The 21,584-nt window shown below is 69.6% G+C and carries 20 protein-coding genes and 1 tRNA gene; 12 read left to right on the top strand and 9 right to left on the bottom strand.

The features are described from left to right. Nucleotides 1–35: 35 nt before the first annotated feature. Both IE069_RS12340 and IE069_RS12335 read right to left on the bottom strand, forming a co-directional pair. Nucleotides 36–731 (bottom strand): potassium channel family protein, encoded by a 696-nt coding sequence (locus tag IE069_RS12340; RefSeq protein ID WP_189350870.1) that lies wholly within the window; start codon nucleotides 729–731, stop codon nucleotides 36–38. Beyond that, nucleotides 724–2,154, bottom strand: coding sequence for a TrkH family potassium uptake protein (locus IE069_RS12335; RefSeq protein ID WP_189350869.1), 1,431 nt, complete (start codon nucleotides 2,152–2,154; stop codon nucleotides 724–726). The genes IE069_RS12340 and IE069_RS12335 overlap by 8 nt, the downstream gene beginning before the upstream one ends. Nucleotides 2,155–2,306: 152 nt before the next feature. Here IE069_RS12335 and IE069_RS12330 point away from each other — a divergent pair. Next, a tRNA-Val gene (locus tag IE069_RS12330) sits at nucleotides 2,307–2,383 on the top strand. 40 nt (nucleotides 2,384–2,423) lie between these two features. Here IE069_RS12330 and IE069_RS12325 read toward each other — a convergent pair. Next, nucleotides 2,424–3,467 carry an LLM class flavin-dependent oxidoreductase gene (locus IE069_RS12325; RefSeq protein WP_189350868.1) on the bottom strand — a complete coding sequence of 348 codons (1,044 nt, stop codon included), beginning with the start codon at nucleotides 3,465–3,467 and terminating at the stop codon, nucleotides 2,424–2,426. 130 nt (nucleotides 3,468–3,597) lie between these two features. Here IE069_RS12325 and IE069_RS12320 point away from each other — a divergent pair, with 130 nt between their 5' ends. Beyond that, entirely contained in the window at nucleotides 3,598–5,628 is a 2,031-nt protein-coding gene (locus tag IE069_RS12320; protein WP_189350867.1) for a threonine/serine exporter family protein, read from the top strand. A gap of 5 nt (nucleotides 5,629–5,633) precedes the next feature. Here the strand turns inward: IE069_RS12320 and IE069_RS12315 are convergent, their stop codons facing one another. Continuing rightward, nucleotides 5,634–6,359 carry a uracil-DNA glycosylase gene (locus tag IE069_RS12315; protein WP_308425390.1) on the bottom strand — a complete coding sequence of 242 codons (726 nt, stop codon included), beginning with the start codon at nucleotides 6,357–6,359 and terminating at the stop codon, nucleotides 5,634–5,636. A gap of 96 nt (nucleotides 6,360–6,455) precedes the next feature. Here IE069_RS12315 and IE069_RS12310 point away from each other — a divergent pair, with 96 nt between their 5' ends. From IE069_RS12310 to groL, 9 genes are all read left to right on the top strand, one after another. Continuing rightward, the gene (locus tag IE069_RS12310) at nucleotides 6,456–6,803 is read left to right on the top strand and encodes a DUF3263 domain-containing protein (protein WP_189350865.1); all 348 of its coding nucleotides are present in this window, start codon (nucleotides 6,456–6,458) and stop codon (nucleotides 6,801–6,803) included. Further along, complete coding sequence (locus IE069_RS12305) at nucleotides 6,796–7,500, top strand: LytR C-terminal domain-containing protein (RefSeq protein ID WP_189350864.1); 705 nt, start codon at nucleotides 6,796–6,798, stop codon at nucleotides 7,498–7,500. Before IE069_RS12310 ends, IE069_RS12305 begins: the two co-directional genes overlap by 8 nt. Nucleotides 7,501–7,600: 100 nt before the next feature. After that, nucleotides 7,601–8,614 carry a LacI family DNA-binding transcriptional regulator gene (locus tag IE069_RS12300; RefSeq protein ID WP_189350863.1) on the top strand — a complete coding sequence of 338 codons (1,014 nt, stop codon included), beginning with the start codon at nucleotides 7,601–7,603 and terminating at the stop codon, nucleotides 8,612–8,614. Between the two features lie 180 nt (nucleotides 8,615–8,794). After that, nucleotides 8,795–10,129 (top strand): ABC transporter substrate-binding protein, encoded by a 1,335-nt coding sequence (locus IE069_RS12295; protein WP_189350862.1) that lies wholly within the window; start codon nucleotides 8,795–8,797, stop codon nucleotides 10,127–10,129. 75 nt (nucleotides 10,130–10,204) lie between these two features. After that, nucleotides 10,205–11,146, top strand: a complete 942-nt coding sequence (locus IE069_RS12290; protein ID WP_189350861.1) for a carbohydrate ABC transporter permease — start codon at nucleotides 10,205–10,207, stop codon at nucleotides 11,144–11,146. Further along, nucleotides 11,146–12,024, top strand: coding sequence for a carbohydrate ABC transporter permease (locus IE069_RS12285; protein WP_189350860.1), 879 nt, complete (start codon nucleotides 11,146–11,148; stop codon nucleotides 12,022–12,024). Before IE069_RS12290 ends, IE069_RS12285 begins: the two co-directional genes overlap by 1 nt. A 95-nt stretch (nucleotides 12,025–12,119) precedes the next feature. Beyond that, nucleotides 12,120–13,631, top strand: a complete 1,512-nt coding sequence (gene arfA, locus IE069_RS12280) for an arabinosylfuranosidase ArfA (RefSeq protein WP_189350859.1) — start codon at nucleotides 12,120–12,122, stop codon at nucleotides 13,629–13,631. Between the two features lie 174 nt (nucleotides 13,632–13,805). Beyond that, nucleotides 13,806–15,056, top strand: a complete 1,251-nt coding sequence (locus tag IE069_RS12275; protein ID WP_189350858.1) for a D-arabinono-1,4-lactone oxidase — start codon at nucleotides 13,806–13,808, stop codon at nucleotides 15,054–15,056. Between the two features lie 255 nt (nucleotides 15,057–15,311). Beyond that, nucleotides 15,312–16,955, top strand: a complete 1,644-nt coding sequence (gene groL / locus IE069_RS12270; RefSeq protein ID WP_189350857.1) for a chaperonin GroEL — start codon at nucleotides 15,312–15,314, stop codon at nucleotides 16,953–16,955. Nucleotides 16,956–17,061: 106 nt separating this feature from the next. Here the strand turns inward: groL and IE069_RS12265 are convergent, their stop codons facing one another. The 5 genes from IE069_RS12265 to IE069_RS12245 all read right to left on the bottom strand — a co-directional run bounded on the left by IE069_RS12265 (nucleotide 17,062) and on the right by IE069_RS12245 (nucleotide 21,008). Then, nucleotides 17,062–17,952, bottom strand: a complete 891-nt coding sequence (locus IE069_RS12265; protein ID WP_189350856.1) for a DUF4031 domain-containing protein — start codon at nucleotides 17,950–17,952, stop codon at nucleotides 17,062–17,064. 46 nt (nucleotides 17,953–17,998) lie between these two features. Next, nucleotides 17,999–18,289 carry a WXG100 family type VII secretion target gene (locus IE069_RS12260; protein ID WP_189350855.1) on the bottom strand — a complete coding sequence of 97 codons (291 nt, stop codon included), beginning with the start codon at nucleotides 18,287–18,289 and terminating at the stop codon, nucleotides 17,999–18,001. A 120-nt stretch (nucleotides 18,290–18,409) separates the two neighbouring features. Further along, complete coding sequence (locus IE069_RS12255) at nucleotides 18,410–19,927, bottom strand: sensor histidine kinase (protein ID WP_308425389.1); 1,518 nt, start codon at nucleotides 19,925–19,927, stop codon at nucleotides 18,410–18,412. 24 nt (nucleotides 19,928–19,951) lie between these two features. Then, complete coding sequence (locus tag IE069_RS12250; protein WP_189350853.1) at nucleotides 19,952–20,662, bottom strand: response regulator transcription factor; 711 nt, start codon at nucleotides 20,660–20,662, stop codon at nucleotides 19,952–19,954. A 118-nt stretch (nucleotides 20,663–20,780) separates the two neighbouring features. Continuing rightward, nucleotides 20,781–21,008: a hypothetical protein gene (locus IE069_RS12245; protein WP_189350852.1), complete on the bottom strand. Its 228-nt coding sequence runs from the start codon at nucleotides 21,006–21,008 to the stop codon at nucleotides 20,781–20,783. Between the two features lie 192 nt (nucleotides 21,009–21,200). Here IE069_RS12245 and IE069_RS12240 point away from each other — a divergent pair, with 192 nt between their 5' ends. Then, complete coding sequence (locus IE069_RS12240; protein ID WP_189350851.1) at nucleotides 21,201–21,584, top strand: cold-shock protein; 384 nt, start codon at nucleotides 21,201–21,203, stop codon at nucleotides 21,582–21,584.

Below are 21,584 nucleotides of genomic sequence, written 5' to 3'. Positions count from 1 at the left end.
GTGCTGGGAGGCCGTGCGCCGCCGTCGTACCCCGGCTACGGCAGGCGGGAGAACGACTCCGTGGCGGCGCGGCCGCCCTCGATGAGGATCTCGTCGCCGTCGCGCAGGACAGTGTGCGGCCGGGTCGGCTGCCAGCGCCCGCCGAGCGGCTTCGCGGCGACGACCGTGATCTTGTATTTGGCGTCGAGGTCGAGGACGTCGAGGGGGCGGTCCTGGCCCGCCTGCGGTGCGCGCGTGCGGACCAGGACGAAGTCCGCGTCGAGCTCGACGTAGTCGCGGATGCCGCCCTGGACCAGGTGGGCGACCCGGCGGCCCATGTCGCGCTCCGGTCGCACGACGTGGTGGACGCCGAGCTGGTCGAGGATCTCTCCGTGGGGTTCGCTGATCGCCTTCGCCCAGATGGCCGGCCTGTCGAACTTGAGCAGGCGGGACGCCGTCAGGATGCTGGCCTCGAGGTCGGAGCCGATGGCCAGGACGACGACGTCGAGCTCGTGCACGGCCAACTGCCGGAGGGCCTCCTCCTGGGTGGAGTCGGCACGGACCACATGGGTGAGCAGGCCGTTGAAGGACTGGACCCGGTCGGCGCTCGCGTCGATGCCGAGGACCTCGGTGCCGGCCGACTCCAGTTCGAGTGCCAGGGCGCCGCCGAAGCGGCCCAGGCCGATGACCGCGACCGTACGCGACTTGCCCGCGGCGTCGCCGCCGTGGGGCGAGAGAAATGACTTAGCCAATGAGAGGCCTCTCCTTCGGGTATTCGAAATGGGTCTTGCGGTGGCGGACGGCGAGCGAAGTCGCCAAGGTGACCGGGCCGAGACGGCCGAGGAACATCAGGAAGATGATGACGACCTGGCCGGCCGCGGGGAGGTCGGCGGTGATACCGGTGGACAGGCCGACGGTCGCGTAGGCGGAGACGACCTCGAAGAGGATGCGCTCCTGGCCGAAGTCGGTGATGAGCATGAGGAAGACGGTGGAGGCCATGATGGCCGCCAGCGAGAGCAGCACCACGGAGATCGCCTGGCGGTGCACCGACCGGGAGAGCCGTTTGTGGAAGATGTTGACGGCGCTCTCGCCCCGGATCTCGGCCCACAGGATGAAGAACAGGACGGCGAACGTGGTGATCTTCAGCCCGCCCGCGGTCCCGGCCGGGCCGCCGCCGATGAACATCAGGATGTCCGTGGCGAGCCACGAGACCGGGTGCAGCTCGGCGATGTCCACGCTGTTGAATCCGGCGGTTCGGGACATGGTCGAGTGGAAGAACGCGGCGAGCAGCCGGTCCGCGCCGTCGAGGTTGCCGATCGCGGCGCGGTTGGTCCACTCGACCAGCGCGAAGAACACGGTCCCGGCGGTCAGCAGGATGGCGGTCCCCCAGAGCACGATCTTGGTGTGCATGCTCCAGTGGTGCGGCCGTCTGAAGCGCTTGCGCAGCTCGAGGATCACCGGGAATCCGAGCCCGCCGGTGATGACGGCGCCGGCGATCGTCAGCGAGACGATCCAATCTCCCGCATAGCGCATGAGGCTGTCCGAGTAGAGCGCGAATCCGGCGTTGTTGAACGCGGAGATCGAGTGGAAGACCCCGTTCCACGCCGCCTGCGGCAGCGTCTCGTCATACCCGAGCCAGAACCTCAGGAACAGTACGACGGCGGCCGTCGCCTCCGTCAGCAGGCTCACCTTGACGATCCCGATCAGCAGGGCCCGGATGTCGCCGAAGTCCTGGTGCTTGGTCTCCGCCGCGGTCATGACGCGGGTGCGCAGATTGAGCTTGCCCATGATGAAGACGCCGAGCAGGGCGCTGAAGGACATGACGCCGAAGCCGCCGAGCTGGATCAGGGTCGCGATGACGCCCTCCCCGAAGCCAGACCAGTAGGTGGGTGTGTCGACGACGATCAGGCCGGTCACGCAGAGGGCGCTGGTGGCGGTGAACCAGGCCTCGAGGAAGGTCGCGCCGCCTTCGCCCGGCGTGGCGGCCGGCAGCATCAGCAGGAACGTCCCGGCGAACATGGCCGTGAGGAAACCGGCGGCGATGGCCTGGGCCGGATTGCGGGGTCTGAGGGTGCGGCGGACCTGGCGCTGGGTGGCGGCAGCCGACCGGAGACCGGGATCGAGCCGTCGTCCGAATGCTCTGAGTATCCGCGCGAGGCGGAGCCGAACGAGCATGTCGGTAGCCTACGCCTCCTTGTCGGCGGTTCTGACGCCCGTCCTGCGCCAGTCACGGGCGAACGGCCGAACGCCCGGCGTCTCGGGCCGATTTGGCCGCCCGGCGCCGGCGGGTTAAGATGTTCTGGTGCCCGTTGACGGCACAGCGGCACGGATCTTTAGCTCAGTTGGTTAGAGCGTTCGCCTCACACGCGAAAGGTCGCTGGTTCGAGTCCAGTAAGATCCACCAACGAAGAATGGCCCCGGTCCACGGACCGGGGCCATTCTTGTCATCGTCCTTGATCCGCCATCATGTCGTGCACGAGAGGGGCCACCTTGTCGCCGAGCAGCTCGATGCTGCGTGCGATGCGGTCGTGGGGGAGCGTGCCGTTGCTCATCTTCACATCCACCCGCTCGAGGTCGAGGCTCGTGGCCACGCGCGCGATCTTGCGCGCGACGGTCTCCGGTGCACCCACCAGCAGGTTGCCGTCCTCGCCGATCGCCGCCTCGAACTGGCCGCGCCCGTAGCCGCGCCAGCCGCGCTCGCGGCCCATCTTCGACATCAGTGCGAAGAAGTGCGGCCACAGCAGTTCCCGGGCCTCCTCGTCGGTGTCGGCCACGAAGCCGAGCAGATGTGCCGCGACGGGCTGCGGTTCGTGCCCGAACTCGGCCAGCTCCTTCCGGTAGAGGCGCGCGAGCGGTGCGAACGCCAACGGGTCGCCGCCGATGATCGCGAGCATCAGGGGCAGGTTGTGCCGGGCGGCGCGGACAGCGGAGTGGGCGCTGCCGCCGACGCCGACCCAGGCGCGCATGCCGTTCTCGGTCTTCGGGTAGACATCCTGGCCGCTGAGTCCGGACCGCGTGGAGCCGGCCCAGGTGGTCGGTTGTTCCTTCAACAGCTTCGCCGTGAGGGCGAGCTTCTCCTCGAAGAGGACCTCGTAGTCGTCCAGGTCGTAGCCGAACAACGGGAAGGACTCGACGAAGGAGCCGCGGCCCAGGATCATCTCGGCGCGGCCGTTCGAGATCCCGTCGAGTGTCGCGAAGCGCTGGAAGACGCGGACCGGGTCGTCGGAACTGAGTACGGTGACTGCGGACCCCAGCCGGATGCGGTCGGTGCGGGCGGCGATGGCCGACAGGACGACCTCGGGGGCCGAGACCGCGTAGTCGGGTCGGTGGTGTTCGCCCACTCCGAAGAAGTCGAGGCCCGACTGGTCGGCGATGACGCCCTCCTCGACGACGTGCCGCAGTACGCGCGAGTGCGCCGCGCCGACGGTGTCCGCCTCCACGTTGATGTCGCCGAACGTGTCGACGCCGAGCTGCAGTTTCCCACTCATCGAGCCCTCCCTAAAGTATGCGTTTGCATCTAATAACGGTGTGGTGAAGGTATCTATTCCCGGCATGTCCGCAGCCCTGCCCCCGGTTGTACAGTGGGGTTTTGAAGCGAGAATCTGGGGAGGTGACTGGGTGAGCAGGACGCAGCCGTTCGAGCCCGAACCGTCGGGTGACGAGGCGTCGATGGACGAGACCGATTCGGCGGGGGAGGCGCGTCCGCAGACGGATGCCTATCCGGTGGCGGCGTCGATGCCGCGCGTCACGACCGCCCAGATCGACAACCCGTTCGCACCTCCGACCGACGCCACTCCCGTCCATACCGGGCCCGCCCAGCCGGGCGTCGATCCCTACACCCGCCCGGTCGCCCAGGTGCCCGTGGCCGGCACCGACGCGTCCGCCGCGCCGGGGCCGCGGACCGCCCCCCTGACTCAGGCGGACCAGGCCGAGGCCGACGAGCGCTCCCAGGCGGAGATCGAACGCGACGCCCTGAACTACGGACACGGCGTGACGGCCACGGACGGCCCCGACGTCGAGGCTGTCACCGGCGCGCTCGAGGCCCGGGCGCCGACAGCGGAGCGCCCGGCCGGCGGGAGCGCGTTCACCCCTCCGACAGAAGCACCCGGGCGCAGCAGGCGCCGCACCCGGCGCGGTCCGCCCACCGCCCCGACGACGCCGATCCGCTCCCCGCGGGGTCCGCGCACGACGACGGTCCCCGCCGTCCGACTGCCGTTCGGGCGGCAGGAGCGGCGGGCGACGTGGGCGCCCTCGCCCGGTGCCAAGAAGGTCTTCTCGAAGATCCTGGCGACCGAGCACCCGCCGACCCAGGCGTTCTCGGTCGTGGACCGTCTCGTGGGCAGCCCCTACGCCAACCCGATGGTCCAGGTCGGCATGGCCGGAGAGAACACCCGGGAGACCCTCGAGTTCACGTTGGACCTGGCCGAGACCATGTTCCGCTTCGGTGCCGGCGCGCTCGAGGCCGAGACCAGCATCATCGCGGTCACGGCGTCCTTCGGCCTGCGCAACGTCGACGTCGACATCACCAATCAGTCCATCCACATCAACTACTCCGGAGACGACCAGGTCCCGATCAGCCTGCTGCGGGTCGTCCGCTCCTGGACGAGCAACTACGCAGGCCTCGCGCTCGTGCACCAGCTGGTGGCAGACATCGTCGCCGGAGACGTCACCCGCCGCGAGGCCATCGACCAGCTCGGGGAGGTCATCGGCCAGCCGAAGCCGTTCCCGCGGTGGGTGGCCGACATCGCCGGCGGAATCTTCAGCGGCGGGTTCGTGCTCTTCATCGGCGGCAGCTGGCTCGGCGCGCTGATCGCCCTGCTGTCGTTCACGTGCGTGTGGCAGGTCCTCAAGATCTCGGGCAAGTGGCGCATCCCGGAGTTCTTCTCCGTGGCACTGGCCTCGCTTTTCATCACCGCGACCGCGCTGCTCCTGTGGCAGCTGAGCGTGCCTATCTCCCCGGCGGTCGTCGTCGCCGGCGGAATCATGCTGCTGCTGCCGAGCACACGACTGGTCTCGAGCGTCCAGGACGCCATCAACGGCTTCCCGGTGACCGCCGCAGGGCGTCTCTTCTCGGCCCTGCTGGTCTTCGGCGGCATCTTCGCCGGCATCATCACGGGCCTGGTGGTCGGCGACCTCTTGGGCGTCGGGAACATCAACGTCGCGGAGATCCCGACGGTCGGCTACCCGACGTGGCTCATGGCGGCCTTCGTCGGCATCGCGATCTTCAGCGCGTCGATCTTCGAGCAGAGCGCGCCCCGCCTGCTGCTGCCGACGGCGGGCGTCGCCCTGCTCGGCTACGGTTCACTGCTGGTGGTGCTCGCCATCGGGGTGGGGGAGCGGCTGGCCCCGGCCGCGGCGGCGGTCGTCATCGGCACCGCCGGGCGCTGGGTGGCCCTGCGGCTCGGCGCGCCGCAGCTGGTCGTCGCCGTCCCGGCGATGATGTTCCTGCTGCCCGGGCTCACGATCTTCCGCGCCATGTACGGCATCACGATGGAGTCCGGCGACTTCCTCCTCGGCCTCAGCGAGATCTTCAACGCCTTCGGCATCATCCTGGCGATCGCCGGCGGCATCGTGCTCGGCGACACCATCGCCCGCCCGCTGACCAAGGGCTGGAACACGCACGAGCGGCGGCGTATCCGCCGCCGCTGACGCGATCAGAACAGGGTGTCCGCCACCGCGCCGCCGGGGTCCGACGGCGGCAGGGTCCAGTCGACGGGTTCGGCGCCGCGGCTGCGCAGGAACTCGTCGGCCCGGCTGAAGGGCCGCGATCCGAAGAACCCGCGCCGCGCCGAGAGCGGGGACGGGTGCGCGGAGGCGAGCACCGCCGTCGTGCCGCGCTCCTCCCCGGAGGCCAGCAGCGGACGCGCCTTCTGCGCGTCCTTGCCCCACAGGATCGCGACGAGCGGGGAGCCGGTGTTCGCGCTGTGCTCGGCGACCGCGCGCACGGCCGCCTCCGTGATGCGCTCCCAGCCGAGACCACGGTGCGATCCGGCCTCCCCTGCCGCCACGGTCAGCACCCGGTTGAGCAGCAGCACACCCTGATCGGCCCAGGCGGAGAGGTCGCCGTGGTCCGGCGGGGCGATGCCGAGGTCGTCGCGCAGCTCGGCGTAGATGTTGCCGAGCGAGCGCGGCAGCGGGCGGACGTGGGAGTCGACGGCGAACGAGAGGCCGATCGCGTGCCCGGGCGTCGGGTAGGGGTCCTGGCCCAGGACGACGACGCGGGTCGCGGCCAGCGGGAGCGCGAAGGCCCGCAGGACGTCCGGAGCGGCGGGCAGGACGGCCTCCCCGGCCGCGCGGCGGGCCTCGATCCGCGCCTGGACCGCGTCCAGGTCGTCGGCGACGGGGGCGAGCGCGTGCTTCCAGTCCTCTGCCATCTGCATGACGTCCATTATGGCGGCGCGGGACGGCCGCGGGCCGCAACCGGGGGCGCGTGCGACTAAACTGGAGGATCCGTGTTCGGCGTGGGAGGGGGGAGAATGTCCAGAGGTGAACTCGGCGAGGTCGAGCAGCGCATGCTGGCGCTCGAGAAGCTGCACTTCAAATACGCCGGCGCCAAGGAGCAGGAGATCCGGGCCCGCTTCGACATCAGCCCCACGCACTACTACCAGCTGCTGAATGTGCTCATCGACACCGATGATGCCCTCGCCTGGGATCCGATGCTGGTCCGCCGGTTGCGTAGACTACGTTCGACGCGTCGCCGCGTCGCCACCCGGCGGGGGAGTGCCGCCGGTAGAGTCGATGTGAGAAGCAACGACAGCCGCACCACCGATTCCGGCGCCGCCTCGCGTAGCGCAGACGCTTCATCGAAGGAAGGTCATGAGTAAGTATCCGAGCGACGAGTTCGATCGTGTCCCCGAATACACCGACCGCCAGGGGGTGCACCGGCTCGAAGCCGGCATGGCCCCGGTGCGTCGTGGCGGGCTGTGGCCGATCCTGATCTTCGGCGTCGCCGCGATCCTCATCGGCCTGGTGGCCTTCTTCCTGCTCCGACCCACCTTCGGCGGGGAGCAGCAGGCCGCGCCGAGCACGGCGTCCTCCTCCGCGAGCGTCTCGGCCTCCGCGTCCGGCAGCGCGGACGACGGCGGGGCATCGGGATCGGCCGACGAGTCGGCCGGCGCCGGCGAATCCGATGCCTCCGCATCCGGCGATCCGGACGTCGCCGACGAGTCCGATGCCGCAGACGTCGTGGACGAGTCGCCCGGGGCCGACGCCAGCGAGGACTCCGCCGCCGACGAGTCCGAGGGCGTGCTCGACCGCAGCCTGCCCGTCGGCGTCTACAACGGCTCGGGGATCGGCGGCCTGGCCGGATCCAATTCCGCGACCCTCCGCTCGGCCGGCTATTCGCAGGTCACCTCCGGCAACTGGACCCGTCCGGTGGAGCCGAGCGTCGTCTACTACAACAACGACTGGGCTGCCGCGACGGCCCGCGATGTCGCGAACGAGCTGGGCATCGGGACCATCTACCAGACGGAGAACATCCCCACCGAGATCTCGGTCGTGCTCGGCGGCGCCGGGAGATAGCCGCCCCGCGTCCCCGTCGGCGCGCGGCCCGGCGGGCCGACCCGGATGAGGGAGTGCAACGTCGTATATTGATCGCACCTGCAACGGAAGGGGAGTAGCCGTGGCTGCCACGCTGCACGATGTCGCCCGGCTGGCCGGGGTGTCGATCAAGACCGTCTCCAACGTCATCAACGAGCGGCCGAACGTCGGCAGCGCCACGCGCGCGCGGGTCGAGGCCGCCATCGCCGAGCTCGGATACACCCCCAACCTGACTGCCCGCGGGCTCCGCTCGGGACGCAAGGGCGCGATCACCCTGGCCGTGCCCGACCTGGCCCTGAGCTACTTCGCCGAGCTGGCGGCCGAGGTGATCGCGGCCGCGGAGGCCGCCGGCGTCGTCGTGCTGATCGAACAGACGGGCGGCGACCGCCAGCGCGAGCTGGCCCTGCTGAAGAGCCCGCGCCTGAACATGACCGACGGGCTCGTCTTCTCGCCGCTCGGCATGGGGCAGGAGGATGCGGGAGCGCTCGAGGTGGCGTACCCGCTGGTGATCCTGGGCGAGCGGATCTTCGACGGCCCGACCGACCACGTGACGATGCGGAACGTGGCCGCGGCCCGGGAGGCGACCGGGTACCTCCTTGAATCCGGGCGCACCCGTATCGCGGTCGTGGGCGCCCACGAGGGCGAGGTCGTCGGGTCGGCCGGGCTGCGCCTGAGGGGTTACCGCGAGGCCCTCGAGGCGGCCGGGGTCGCCTACGACCAGGAGCTGATCGCCTATTCCGGCCTCTGGCACCGCGCCAACGGCGCCACGTGCATGCGCGACCTCCTGGCCCGTGGAGTGGAGTTCGACGCCGTCTTCGGCCTGAACGACACGCTCGCCCTGGGCGCCATGCGCGTCCTGCAGGAGGCGGGCATGACAGTCCCGGGAGACGTCGCGGTCATGGGGTTCGACGACCTCGAGGAGGCGCCTTACTCCATCCCGTCGCTGACGACGGTCGACCCGGGACGCGGCTGGATCGCCCGGACCGCGGTGAAGACGCTGCTGCAGCGCATCGCCGACGGCGGGCAGGACCGGGCCCCCGAGACGCGGCTGGCGGAATTCGAGATCCGCCGGCGGGAGTCGACCGCCACCGCGTGAAGCGGCTCACGAAAATCTCTTGACATCGGTTCGGGGTGCGTTCACTATTGTCGGTACAACGTTTACAGTACAACGTTGTACCTGTGGGCGGGAGGGGCCGGGCGACCGGGCTCGACGGAGGGCGCGCAGCGTGCGGCCGCCAGGGACAACGATGTTTCCACCTTGAGAGGAAGTAGAGCCATGAAGTCGAGGACTTCGAGGGTTGTCGCCGCATCGGCGATCGCGACCCTGTCGGCTGCCGGCCTGGCCGCCTGCGGCGAGTCGCAGGAGGCGAGCTGCACCAACGAGATCATCAACGAGGACGCGACCCAGGTGTCGGTCTGGGCGTGGTACCCCGCATTCGACCAGGTGGTCGACCACTTCAACGAGACGCACGACGACGTCCAGGTCTGCTGGACCAACGCCGGCCAGGGCAACGACGAGTACACCAAGTTCTCCACGGCGATCGAGGCCGGTTCGGGCGCCCCCGACGTCATCATGCTCGAGGCCGAGGTGCTCTCCAGCTTCACGATCCGCGACGCGCTCGTGGACCTGGGCGGGTACGGCGTGGACGAGATCGCGGGCAACTACACCGAGGGTGCGTGGAGCGACGTCTCCAGCGGCGATTCCGTTTACGCGGTCCCGGTCGACGGCGGCCCCATGGGCATGCTGTACCGCCAGGACATCCTCGACGAATACGGCATCGCCCCGCCCGCCACCTGGGACGAGTTCCGCACCGCGGCGGAGGAGCTCGAGGCCCAGGGGGCGCCGGGCGTGCTGGCCAACTTCCCGACCAACGGCCGGGCCTTCAACCAGGCGCTGTTCGCCCAGGCGGGCTCCGAACCGTTCGTCTACGACTCCTCCAACCCGCAGGAGATCGGCATCGAGGTGAACGACGACGCGGCCGGCGACGTGCTGGGCTACTGGCAGGGCCTCGTGGACGACGGGCTCGTCGCCGCCGACGACGCCTTCACCGCCGACTACAACACCAAGCTGGTCGACGGCACCTACGCGATCTACCTGGCCGCGGCCTGGGGGCCGGGCTACCTGCAGGGGCTGTCCGACACGGACCCGGACGCCGAGTGGCGCGCCGCGCCGCTGCCGCAGTGGGATGCGGAGAACCCGGTCCAGGTGAACTGGGGCGGATCGACCTTCGCCGTCACCGAGCAGGCCGAGGACAAGGAAGCCTCCGCCCTGGTGGCCAAGGAGATCTTCGGCAACGAGGAGGCCTGGAAGATCGGCGTCGAGGAGGCGGCGCTGTTCCCGCTGTGGACGCCGATGCTCGAATCGGACTACTTCCGCGACCTGGAATACGAGTTCTTCGGCGGGCAGAAGATCAACGACGAGGTCTTCCTGGACGCCGCGCAGGGGTACGAGGGGTTCACCTTCAGCCCGTTCCAGAACTACGCGTACGACCAGCTGACGGAGGAGCTCTTCGAGATGACCGAGGGCAACAAGGACGCGGAAGCGGCCCTGGACGATCTCCAGACGAGCCTCGAGACGTACGCCGCGGAGCAGGGCTTCACCCTGAAGTAGCCGGCCGCGGCGGGGAACGGTCCCGGACCCCGCCGCGCCGCCCTCCCGGCAGACCCATCGACTAGGAGAACCACTATGACCACCCAGGCCACGGAGCTGGACCCGGAGACGAGCCGCAGGCTCGCCACGTCCGGATCGCTCCTCGTGCGGCGCCGCCAGCGCTGGGGATGGCTGTTCGTCTCGCCCTTCCTGCTGATCTTCGCGCTCTTTCTGATCATCCCGCTCGGCTACGCGTTCCGGATGAGCCTGTTCACCTCCACCCTGGCGGCGGGCACCGAATTCACGGGCCTCGCCAACTACACGCGCGCCTTCACGGATCCGCTGTTCCTCGAGGGGATGCTGCGCGTCCTCGCCTACGGCGCCGTCATGATCCCGACCCAGCTGATCATCGCAATCGTCGCAGCCCTCGTTCTCGACACCCTGACCAGCTGGGCGTCGAAGGTCACCCGCCTGCTGATCTTCGTCCCGTACGCCGTCCCCGTCGTCATCGGCGCGCTGATGTGGAGCTTCCTCTACAGCCCCCGCTTCGGGCCCGGTGCCACGATCTTCGACGCCTTCGGGCTGGAGGCGCCGAATCTCCTCGGACCGGACACGATCTTCTTCTCGCTGGTCAACATCGTGACCTGGCAGTGGGCCGGCTACTACATGGTGGTCATCTACGCCGCGCTGCGCTCGATCGACCCGTCGATCTACGAGGCAGCGCGGATCGACGGCGCCAACGGACTGCAGACCGCCCTGCGGATCAAGATCCCGATGATCTCCTCCTCGATGGTCATGGTGGTCACGTTCGCCCTGATCGGCACGCTGCAGTTCTTCACCGAGCCCGTCGTGATGCAGAGCATCGCCCAGGGCTCCATCGACGCCGCCTACACGCCCAACATGTACGCGTTCTCTCTGGCCTTCAGTTACAGCCAGTTCAACTACGCGTCGGCGATCGCGTTCTCGCTGGGCATCCTGGTGTTCATCGGGTCCTTCCTGTTCCTGTTCCTCACGCGCAAGCAGAGCGGTCTGAAGTGATGTCCACTCCCGTCCACACGAGCACACGACGCCCCCGCGGCAAGCGGCGCATCGGAGCCCACGCGTTCCTGATCATCCTGGCGTTCTACTTCGTCATCCCGATCTGGTGGCTCCTCGTGGCCGCCACGAAGGACACCGCCGGACTCTTCGGCAGCCCGGCCTTCTGGTTCTCCGGGGATTTCGCCTTCGTCGAGAACATCGCGGGGCTCTTCGAGCACCAGGGCGGCATCTACTGGCGCTGGCTCGGCAACTCGTTCCTGTACGCCTTCACCGCCGGAGCCGGCGCGACGATTGTCGCCGTGCTGGCCGGATACGGCTTCGCCAAGTTCCGGTTCCGCGGGTCCGGGCCGCTCTTCACGCTCATTCTCGGGTCCGTCATGGTGCCGCTGACGGCGCTCGTGATCCCGACCTTCGTCCTGCTCAGCGACTACGGCATCATCAACACGCCGTGGGCGGTCATCCTGCCGTCGCTGCTGAACCCCTTCGGCGTCTACCTGATGCGGGTCTACACGCAGGACGCCATCCCCGACGAGATCATGGAGGCCTCGCGCATCGACGGCGCCGGGGAGGTCCGCACCTTCTTCACCGTGGTGCTGCCCATGCTGCGCCCCGCCGTCGTGACCGTGCTGCTCCTGTCGATCGTCGTGACCTGGAACAACTTCTTCCTGCCGCTGGCGGTCCTGACCGATCCGGAGCTGCTTCCCGTCACGGTCGGCCTCAACCGCTGGACCGCGCTCTCCAACGCGGGGGCCGGCGGCGAGCAGGTCTGGAACCTCATCACCTCGGGCGCGTTCATCTCGATCGTCCCGCTGATCCTCTCGTTCCTCTTCCTGCAGCGGTACTGGCAGGGCGGCCTCGCCACCGGCGCCGTCAAGTAGTCCGCAGCACCCGATCCACCCGGTGAACGCGCCGGCCCCCGCGGCTGGCGCGGCCTCCACCACTGCCCACCACCACACGTCACGAAAGCGAAACCATGACCGACGCATCCTTGACCGTCGACCCGCACTACGCCGTCGGAGAAGTCCGACGCCGCATTTTCGGCGGGTTCGTCGAGCACCTCGGCCGCCACATCTACGAGGGCATCTACGAGCCCGGCCACCCCACCGCCGACGCGGACGGCTTCCGCCAGGACGTCATCGAGCTCGTCCGCGAGCTCGGCGTCTCCACGATCCGCTACCCGGGCGGCAACTTCGTCTCCGGCTTCCAATGGGAGGACAGTGTGGGTCCGCGCGAGGAGCGTCCGCGCCGCCTCGACCTGGCCTGGCACTCGACCGAGACCAACGAGGTCGGCCTGCACGAGTTCTCCGGCTGGCTCGAGAAGGTGGGCAGCGACCTGATGCTCGCGGTCAACCTCGGCACGCGCGGCACCAAGGAGGCGGTCGAGCTGCTCGAATACGCCAACCTGCCCTCGGGCACCGCCCGGGCCGAGCAGCGCATCGCCCACGGGCGGACGGATCCGTTCGGCGTGAAGATGTGGTGCCTCGGAAACGAGATGGACGGTCCCTGGCAGGTCGGCCACCGCTCGGCGGAGGACTACGGCAAGATCGCCTCCCAGACCGCCAAGGCCATGCGCATGCTGGACCCCGGCCTCGAGCTGGTCGCCTGCGGTTCCTCGAGCGCCCACATGCCCACCTTCGGCGAGTGGGAGCGCACCGTGCTCACCCACACCTACGACGACGTCGACTACATCTCCTGCCACGCGTACTACGAGGAGAAGGACGGGGACATCGGCTCGTTCCTCGCCTCCGCCGTCGACATGGACCGGTTCATCGAGACCGTCGTCGCCACGGCCGACCACGTCGGAGCCGTCCGCGGGTCGTCGAAGAAGATCAACATCGCCTTCGACGAGTGGAACGTCTGGTACCAGACCCGCTTCGAGAACGTCGACAAGATCGAGGGCCTCGACAACTGGCCGATCGCGCCGCGCCTGCTGGAGGACGTCTACTCCGTGGCGGACGCCGTCGTCTTCGGCAACCTCATGATCTCGCTGCTCAACCACGCCGACCGTGTCACCAGCGCCTCCCTGGCGCAGCTCGTCAACGTGATCGGGCCGATCATGACCGAGCCGTCCGGCCCGGCCTGGCGGCAGACGACGTTCTTCCCGTTCGCGCTGACGTCGCGGCTGGCCACCGGGCGCGCGCTCCAGCTGAAGCTGGATGCGCCGACGTACGTCTCCGAGCAGTACGGGCAGGTCCCGCTCGTCGACGCGGCGGCCACGTACGACGACGAGGCGAACCGCGCGGCCGTCTTCCTGGTCAACCGCAGCACCGACGAGCCCGTGACCCTGACGGCCGACGTCGCGCTGCTGGGGGAGGCCGGGATCCTGGAGAGCCACACGCTCGCCGACGAGGACCGCGACGCGAAGAACACCCTCGAGGACCCGACCCGCGTGGGCACCCGGGAGAACACGAGCGCGCGCCTGGAGGACGGGACGCTGACCATCACGCTGCCGCCGGTGTCGTGGACGGCGCTCTCGCTCGGCTGAGTCCAGCGCGGGCCGGGGCGCCGTCGCGCTCCGGGGGTGCGGCGGACCCGCCGGACCGCAGGTCTACCGGGACCGCACCCCAGTTGGTAATGTTTCATTACCAACATCTCGGTGGGAGACTCGGCAGCAAGGGCCGGCGGTGAGCGCCGTCGGACGCGAGAGGAAGCAGGACGCATGGAAGCCAACTGGGCCGGAAACCTGACCTACAGCGCGCAGCGCATCGTCCACCCCGCAGACCGGGCGGAGCTGGTCCGGGCGCTCGCCGGCGACGGGGAGGTGCGGGTCGTCGGCAGCCGGCACTCGTTCAACGGGATCACCGACACGGCCGGGACGCTGATCGCGACCGACCGTCTCCCGGCCGGGGTCGAGGTCGACGGCTCCGCCGGTTCGGTCCGCGTGGGCGGCGGCGTACGCTACGGCGACCTCGCCGCGCTGCTGGCCGGGCGCGGGCTCGCCCTGGGCAATCTCGCCTCCCTGCCGCACATCTCCGTGGCCGGGGCCATCGCCACCGGGACCCACGGCTCCGGCGACCGGCTCGGTTCGCTGGCCACCTCGGTCCGGGCGCTGACGCTGCTCACCCCGGGCGGCGACGAGGTGCGCTACGAACGCGGCGACGAGGACTTCGGCGGCGCAGTTGTGCACCTGGGCGCCCTCGGCGTCGTCGTGGAGGTGGAGCTCGACGTCGAACCCGCCTACGACGTGGCGCAGACGGTCTACGAGCGCCTCGGGTGGGATACCGCGGTGGAGCATCTCGACGCCATCACCTCGAGCGCCACGAGCGTCAGCCTGTTCACGGACTGGGGGCCCGCGGACGAGGTCGGCCAGATCTGGACGAAGCAGCGCTCCGACGCGGGCGAACCCCCGGCGGCCGCCCTGCTCCCCCGGCTCGGCGCGACCCTCGCGGACGGCCCGCGGCACCCCGTCCCGGGCGGCGACACCCGGGCCAGCACCGAGCAGGGAGGGGCGGCGGGCAACTGGGCGGACCGGCTGCCGCACTTCCGGCTCGAATTCACCCCGTCCAACGGAGACGAGCTCCAGTCGGAGTACTTCGTGCCGCGCGCCGACGCCCCGGCCGCGATCGACGCGTTGCGTTCGCTGGGAGAGGAGATCAGCCCGCTGCTGCAGATCGGCGAGGTGCGGACGGTCCGGGCCGACGACCTGTGGCTCAGCCCGGCCTGCGGCCAGGACACGGTGGCGTTCCACTTCACGTGGGTGCCCGACCAGCCCGCGGTCGAGTCGCTGCTGGTGAAGATGGAGCGGGTCCTGCCGTCCAGCGTGCGCCCCCACTGGGGCAAGCTCTGGCAGATGGAGCCGGCCGACGTCGTCGCGCGCTTCGAGAACTGGGACCGGTTCGCCGCCCTGCGGGCGCAGCTCGACCCCGAGCGCCGTCTCGTCAACGACTTCCTGCGCCGATTCGGCCTCTAAGCTCTGAGGTGGATGCACTTGCACTCTCAGTGCGAGAGTGCCAATAATTGGTTTAGCACTCTGAAGCCTCGACTGCTAGACCGGCCGGTCTCGACCGGCGGTCCGGCTCGGGCGACGGGGTGAACCGTGGATTGAGTCAGCGAGGGTGCTCGCGCTCGCGTTCCGAACAACGCGAGCGAAGAGGCCCGTCCGTCGCGGGCGCTGGCATCACTTCACTTCCACCGCTTGAATGTCCCGAAAGGACCACACGCCACCATGGCCAAGATGATTGCATTTGACGAGGAAGCTCGCCGCGGCCTCGAGCGCGGCCTGAACACCCTTGCCGACGCGGTGAAGGTGACGCTGGGCCCGCGCGGCCGCAACGTCGTGCTCGAGAAGAAGTGGGGCGCGCCGACCATCACCAATGACGGTGTTTCGATCGCCAAGGAGATCGAGCTCGACGAGCCGTACGAGAAGATCGGCGCCGAGCTGGTCAAGGAGGTCGCCAAGAAGACGGACGACGTCGCCGGTGACGGTACGACCACCGCGACCGTTCTGGCCCAGGCCCTCGTGAAGGAAGGCCTGCGCAACGTAGCCGCCGGCGCCGACCCGCTGTCCCTGAAGCGCGGCATCGAGAAGGCCGTCGCCGCCGTGACCGAGGAGCTGCTGGCTTCCTCGAAGGAGATCGAAACCAAGGAGCAGATCGCTGCTACCGCCTCGATCTCCGCCGGCGACACCCAGATCGGCGACCTGATCGCCGAGGCCCTCGACAAGGTGGGCAAGGAAGGCGTCATCACGGTCGAGGAGTCCAACACCTTCGGGCTGGATCTCGAGCTGACCGAGGGCATGCGCTTCGACAAGGGCTACATCTCGGCCTACTTCGTCTCCGACTCCGAGCGCCAGGAGACGGTGCTCGAGGATCCCTACATCCTGATCGTCAACTCGAAGATCTCCAACATCAAGGACATGGTCTCCATCCTGGAGAAGGTCATGCAGTCGGGCAAGCCGCTCATGATCATCGCCGAGGACGTCGAGGGCGAGGCCCTGGCCACTCTGGTTCTGAACAAGATCCAGGGCCGCTTCAAGTCCGTCGCCGTCAAGGCGCCGGGCTTCGGCGACCGCCGCAAGGCCATGCTGGCCGACATCGCCATCCTGACCGGCGGCCAGGTCATCTCCGAGGAGGTCGGCCTCTCCATGGAGACCGCCTCGCTGGATCTGCTGGGCCAGGCCCGCAAGGTCGTCATCACCAAGGACGAGACCACCATCGTCGAGGGCGCAGGCTCCGCCGAGGAGATCGCCGGTCGCGTCAGCCAGATCCGCGCCGAGATCGCCAACACCGACTCGGACTACGACCGCGAGAAGCTCCAGGAGCGCCTCGCCAAGCTGGCCGGCGGCGTCGCCGTCATCAAGGCCGGTGCCGCGACCGAGGTCGAGCTCAAGGAGCGCAAGCACCGCATCGAGGATGCCGTGCGCAACGCCAAGGCCGCAGTGGAAGAGGGCATCGTCGCCGGCGGCGGCGTGGCCCTGATCCAGGCCGGCGCACGTGCGTTCGGCAAGCTGGAGCTCACGGGCGACGAGGCAACCGGCGCGAACATCGTCAAGGTTGCCATCTCGGCCCCGCTGAAGCAGATCGCCTTCAACGCCGGCCTCGAGCCGGGCGTCGTCGCCGACAAGGTCAAGGGCCTCGAGCCCGGCTTCGGCCTGAACGCCGCGACCGGCGAGTACGAGGACCTGCTGGCCGCGGGCGTGAACGACCCGGTGAAGGTCACGCGCTCCGCACTGCAGAACGCGGCGTCCATCGCCGGCCTGTTCCTCACCACCGAGGCCGTCGTGGCCGACAAGCCGGAGAAGAACGCTCCGGCCGGCGGCGGCGACGACATGGGCGGCATGGGTGGCATGGGCGGAATGGGCGGCTTCTAAGCCCCACCGCTCGTACGCACCGAGCTGACAGCGCGAGGCCGCGGCACCATCTGGTGCCGCGGCCTCGCTGCGTTCGGCTGCGGCCGCCCCGGCCGCAGGGTGGGGTCTAGCCGCTGAGGCCCTCCAGCTCGCGGGCCAGGTTCGCGCGTGCGGCCTCCTCCCACCGGCGCCGGCCGTCCGCCGTGCCGTAGAGCGGATCCAGCGCCAGCAGCTGTCGCACGACGCCGGCACGGCCGCGCTTGAAGTCAGCATCGCCGATGTGTGCATAGTCCCGCCGGACGTCGTCGACGTACCGCAGGTACTGCGGCCAGGGCCGGGCGAGGACCTCGAGGTCCGCATCGCAGAGGATGCGGCCCGCCTCGTCGTCGGGCGCGGGGGAGTGCGTCTCCGTCACGAGGACCAGCCGCTGGACCTCGTCCAGCTCGGGGCCGTCGAGCACGCCGCCCAGGAGGGTGCGCACGAGGCCGGCCGAAGCGCGTTCGTCGTCCCCCGGGGACCCCTCGTACACGGCGTCGTGGAACCACGCGGCCAGGCGGACGGGCCGGAGTCCGGCACCTGCCCGCCCGCTGCCGTCGGCCAGCAGGTCCACGGCGCTGAGCACCGCCAGGAGGTGGCCGCGTCCGTGGTAGTTCCGATGCGGCTCGGACCACCGGGCCAGCAGGTCGGCGCCCGCCTCCGGGCTTCCGGGCATCAGGCGCCGCCAGCGCTCGGTGAGCGCGCGGTCCAGCTTCTCCGGCCGTTGCCGGGCGGGTACTCGGAGGCCCGAGCCGACCAGCCGGCGGACCAGTTCGGTTCCGGACACCGGGACCGCCCCGCGGGCGACGAGATCGTCGTAGCGGCGCTGCGCGACGTCGTAGTGGTCCCGGTCGAAGGCGCGCTCCGGAATGCCGGCTGCGGCCGCGAAGGCGTGCAGCTCCTCGAGCGAGGCATCCGAGACGAGATGCGAGAAGACGGTTCCGTGCGCCGGCCAGAGCGGCGGGTCGATCAAGATGGACACGCCTTCAGCCTAGCGCCGCCCGGTCGCTCTGCCGCGGACTGCAGGTTCAATAGGTGAACATGGACGCGTTGGAGGTCTCGGCGTCGTCGTACTGGTGCGAGGCGCGGCCGAGCGCCGTGTTGATGTTCGTCAGGGATTCCTCGACGCGGAGCTGGGTGGCGCGCCAGTCCGCGACGACCGCCTGGAAGTTCGCGGCCGCGGCTCCCCGCCACGTGCCCTCGAGGTCCTGCAGGCTGGCCTGCATGGTATTGACCTCGGCGCGGAGCCGCTCGATGGTGCCCTGCACGGACTGCGCCTTCGCGCGCATGTCGGAGGTGTCGGCGGTGAACATGCTCATGATCTGCCCCTTGGCTCGTTCTGCGGGCGGAAGGACCCGCCCGGCGGGGCCGGTCCGGCCCCGCGTCTCGAGCCTAGGGAGGGGCCGCCGCCGGCGGCCGGGCCGGCGGGCGGCTGTGGATCAGGCGGTCGAATCACCGTGGTGTGGACGGGAAGTCGGTTCGTCGGCGTCGTCTGACGGCGCCTCCTCGAGCGGCAGCCGGATCGACATGGTCGTGCCTCCGCCGGATGTCTCGGTGAGGACGATCGAGCCGTCGTGCTGCGCGGCGATGGCCGCGACGATCGCGAGGCCGAGGCCCGTGCCGCCGGTCTCGCGCTGACGCGAGGAATCCGCGCGGTAGAAGCGCTCGAAGACGCGCGCGGCGTCCTCCTCGGAGATGCCCGGGCCGTGGTCGCGGACCTCCAGCACCGCGTCCGACCGGCCGTCGATCACGGGCAGCGTGCCGACGGCGATCTCGATCGGCGTCCCGTCGGGCGTGTAGCGCAGGGCGTTGGTCATCAGGTTCACCACGACCTGCCGCAGGCGCGATTCGTCGCCGCTCGTCGGCGCCGCGACGGGGATCCCGCCGTCGAGCCCGACGAGCCGGACCTCGCGGTCCGGCGCGTTCACCTGGGCGTCCTCCACAGCGTCGCTGCCCAGGTGCAGCAGATCGATCTGCACGCGTTCCAGCGGGCGCTGCTCGTCCAGCCGCGCCAGCGTGAGGAGGTCCTCCACGAGCTGGCCCATCCGCTTGGCCTCGCCCTCGATGCGGCCCATGGCCGAATCGAGGTGCTCCCGCTCGGCCAGGCCGCCGTGCCGGTATAGCTCCGAGTACCCCTGGATCGTCACCAGCGGGGTGCGCAGCTCGTGCGAGGCGTCCTGGACGAACCGGCGCATCTTCCGCTCGGAGGCCGCCTGCGAGCGGAACGCGTGCTCGATGTGGGCGAGCATGGCGTTCAGTGCCCGGGAGAGCCGGCCGACCTCGGTGTCGTGCGGGTACTCCTCGACACGGCGCGAGAGGTCGCCGGCGGCGATCGCCGCCGCCGTGCGCTCCACGCGGATCAACGGGCGGAACGCACGCGTCGTGATGCCGTAGGCGACGAGCGACATGATGAGCGTGGCCAGCATGCCGGAGGTGACCATCGATCCGGCGGCGTCGGTGACCGTGTCGTCGACCTCGGCCAGCGGCAGCGCGATCGTGATGTACCCGTTGCCGTTGACCATCTCGATCATCCGGTAGCGCCAGCCGTCGGACTCGGGCAGGGTGCCCTCGGTCGTGAACGCGACGTTGTGCACCGCCTCGACTTCCTCGACCGTGTGCTTCTCGATGACGGGCTTGTCGGCGCCCTCGACCCCCGGCAGCTCGGCGAGGATCTCGCCGTCCTTGTCCCGCAGGGTGCTGTGGAAGCGGGTGAGCTGGAGGTTGGTCCACATCCGGAACGACTCCGGGTCCGTGTCCCCCTCCGTGTAGATCGCGTAGAGCAGGTTCGCCATCGGGCTCGAGTTGCTCGCCAGGTCCGTGTCCATCTGGTCGACCATGGTCACGCGCAGCGAGAACGACGCGGTGAGCACGGTCGCGACCACACCCAGCGTCATCAGCACGGCCATGAGCGCCACCAGCTTGGAGCGGAGCGAGATCTGGCGGAAGAGTCGAGTCATCGAGCCCATCCTACGATGCGGGCCCTAGCGGCGTTCGGCGGAGCGCAGCACGTAGCCCACGCCGCGCTTGGTCTGGATCATCGGGGTCCAGTCCTCCTGCGCGTCGATCTTGCGGCGGAGGTAGGAGATGTAGGACTCGACGATCGAGGCGTCGCCGTTGAAGTCGTACTCCCACACGTGGTCGAGGATCTGCGCCTTGGAGAGGACGCGGTTCGGGTTCATCATCAGGTACCGCAGGAGCTTGAATTCGGTAGGGGACAGGTCCACTACGACGCCGGCGCGGCGCACCTCGTGCGCGTCGTCGTCCAGTTCGAGGTCGTCGACGCGGATGACCGCGGCCTCGTCCTCGAACGGCTGGGTGCGGCGCAGCACGGCGCGGATGCGGGCCACGACCTCGTCGAGGCTGAACGGCTTGGTGACGTAGTCGTCGCCGCCGACGGTCAGGCCCGTGACCTTGTCCTCCGTGCCGTCGCGGGCGGTCAGGAACAGGACCGGGAAGTGGCGGCCGGCTGCGCGGAGCTTGCGGGTCACTGCGAAGCCGTCGAGATCGGGCAGCATGACGTCCAGGACGGCGAGGTCGGGCTGTTCGCGCTCGGCGACCTCGAGGGCTTCGCGCCCGCTCCCGGCGGCGAAGACCTCGAACCCGGCGAAGCGCAGGGACGTGGAGAGGAGCTCGCGGATGTTCGGTTCGTCGTCGACGACCAGCAGGCGGGCCTCAGGTGTTTTCTCAGTCATGCTTCCCAGTGTGATCGCCGAGTCTGGGAGTCGCCTGAGTGTTTCTTGATTGGGTTGCGCGCCCGGCCCGAGCGTCGGCGGGGGAGTCGCCGTGTGGGGGAGCCGCGTCGTGGTGCCGTCAGGACCGGCGGCGGGCCCGCAGGTTGAGGATCAGGCCCAGCACCATCAGGCCGAATGCGAGCGGCAGGCCGTACAGCCCGATCCAGTAGAGGGCCGCCCAGGCGGGTCCGCTGGCCGCATAGGACACCAGGATGGCTGCCAGGCAGAGCAGGGAGACGATCGCCGCGGCGGCCGCCATCGTCAGGACCCACCGGGAGGCGGTCGGGGATTCGTCGCGCTTCTTCACCGCTTAAAGGTACACAGCGGGGTTCCGGGGGCAAAGTCCTGAAACTTGTGTTCTTGACGTACTCTAGAGAGACAGACTTCCCCAGCTCGGGACGCCCTGAGCGCGATCGACCGCGCCGGCGCCGCTGGGAATCCGGTGCGGGGCACCTTTCGACCCGGTGCACCGCCGAATGCGAGAACGAGGTAAGAAGAAGTGCCTGTAGGCAAAGTCAAGTGGTACGAACCGACGAAGGGATTCGGATTCCTCGTCGCGGAGGACGGCCAGGAAGTGTACCTTCCCGCGTCGGCACTGCCCTCCGGTGTCAAAGAAGTGCGCGCCGGGACCCGGATGGAATTCGGCATCGCCGAGGGCCGCAAGGGAGCCCAGGCGCTGTCCGTCAGGATCCTGGACAAGGCGCCGTCCGTGGCGCGCGCCAAGCGCAAGCCGGCCGAGCAGCAGGCCGTCATCGTCGAGGACCTGATCCGGCTCCTCGACGGGATCTCCGACGGCCTGCGCAACGGCCGCTACCCCGAGAAGCGCCAGAGCGCCAAGATCGCGACCGTGCTCCGCGCCGTCGCAGACGACCTGGACGCCTAG

Source organism: Zhihengliuella salsuginis, from assembly GCF_014651715.1.
GTDB classification, from domain to species: Bacteria; Actinomycetota; Actinomycetes; order Actinomycetales; family Micrococcaceae; genus Zhihengliuella; species Zhihengliuella salsuginis.
This window is presented reverse-complemented; position numbering and strand designations above follow the sequence as displayed.

Bases quoted from the DNA above. Each gene is read 5' to 3' on its own strand.
- IE069_RS12335 (WP_189350869.1), bottom strand. From the start codon at position 2,154: ATGCTCGTTCGGCTCCGCCTCGCGCGGATACTCAGAGCATTCGGACGA.
- IE069_RS12325 (WP_189350868.1), bottom strand. From the start codon at position 3,467: ATGAGTGGGAAACTGCAGCTCGGCGTCGACACGTTCGGCGACATCAAC.
- IE069_RS12315 (WP_308425390.1), bottom strand. From the start codon at position 6,359: ATGCAGATGGCAGAGGACTGGAAGCACGCGCTCGCCCCCGTCGCCGAC.
- IE069_RS12310 (WP_189350865.1), top strand. From the start codon at position 6,456: ATGTCCAGAGGTGAACTCGGCGAGGTCGAGCAGCGCATGCTGGCGCTC.
- IE069_RS12305 (WP_189350864.1), top strand. From the start codon at position 6,796: ATGAGTAAGTATCCGAGCGACGAGTTCGATCGTGTCCCCGAATACACC.
- IE069_RS12295 (WP_189350862.1), top strand. From the start codon at position 8,795: ATGAAGTCGAGGACTTCGAGGGTTGTCGCCGCATCGGCGATCGCGACC.
- IE069_RS12290 (WP_189350861.1), top strand. From the start codon at position 10,205: ATGACCACCCAGGCCACGGAGCTGGACCCGGAGACGAGCCGCAGGCTC.
- IE069_RS12285 (WP_189350860.1), top strand. From the start codon at position 11,146: ATGTCCACTCCCGTCCACACGAGCACACGACGCCCCCGCGGCAAGCGG.
- arfA (WP_189350859.1), top strand. From the start codon at position 12,120: ATGACCGACGCATCCTTGACCGTCGACCCGCACTACGCCGTCGGAGAA.
- IE069_RS12275 (WP_189350858.1), top strand. From the start codon at position 13,806: ATGGAAGCCAACTGGGCCGGAAACCTGACCTACAGCGCGCAGCGCATC.
- groL (WP_189350857.1), top strand. From the start codon at position 15,312: ATGGCCAAGATGATTGCATTTGACGAGGAAGCTCGCCGCGGCCTCGAG.
- IE069_RS12260 (WP_189350855.1), bottom strand. From the start codon at position 18,289: ATGAGCATGTTCACCGCCGACACCTCCGACATGCGCGCGAAGGCGCAG.
- IE069_RS12255 (WP_308425389.1), bottom strand. From the start codon at position 19,927: ATGACTCGACTCTTCCGCCAGATCTCGCTCCGCTCCAAGCTGGTGGCG.
- IE069_RS12250 (WP_189350853.1), bottom strand. From the start codon at position 20,662: ATGACTGAGAAAACACCTGAGGCCCGCCTGCTGGTCGTCGACGACGAA.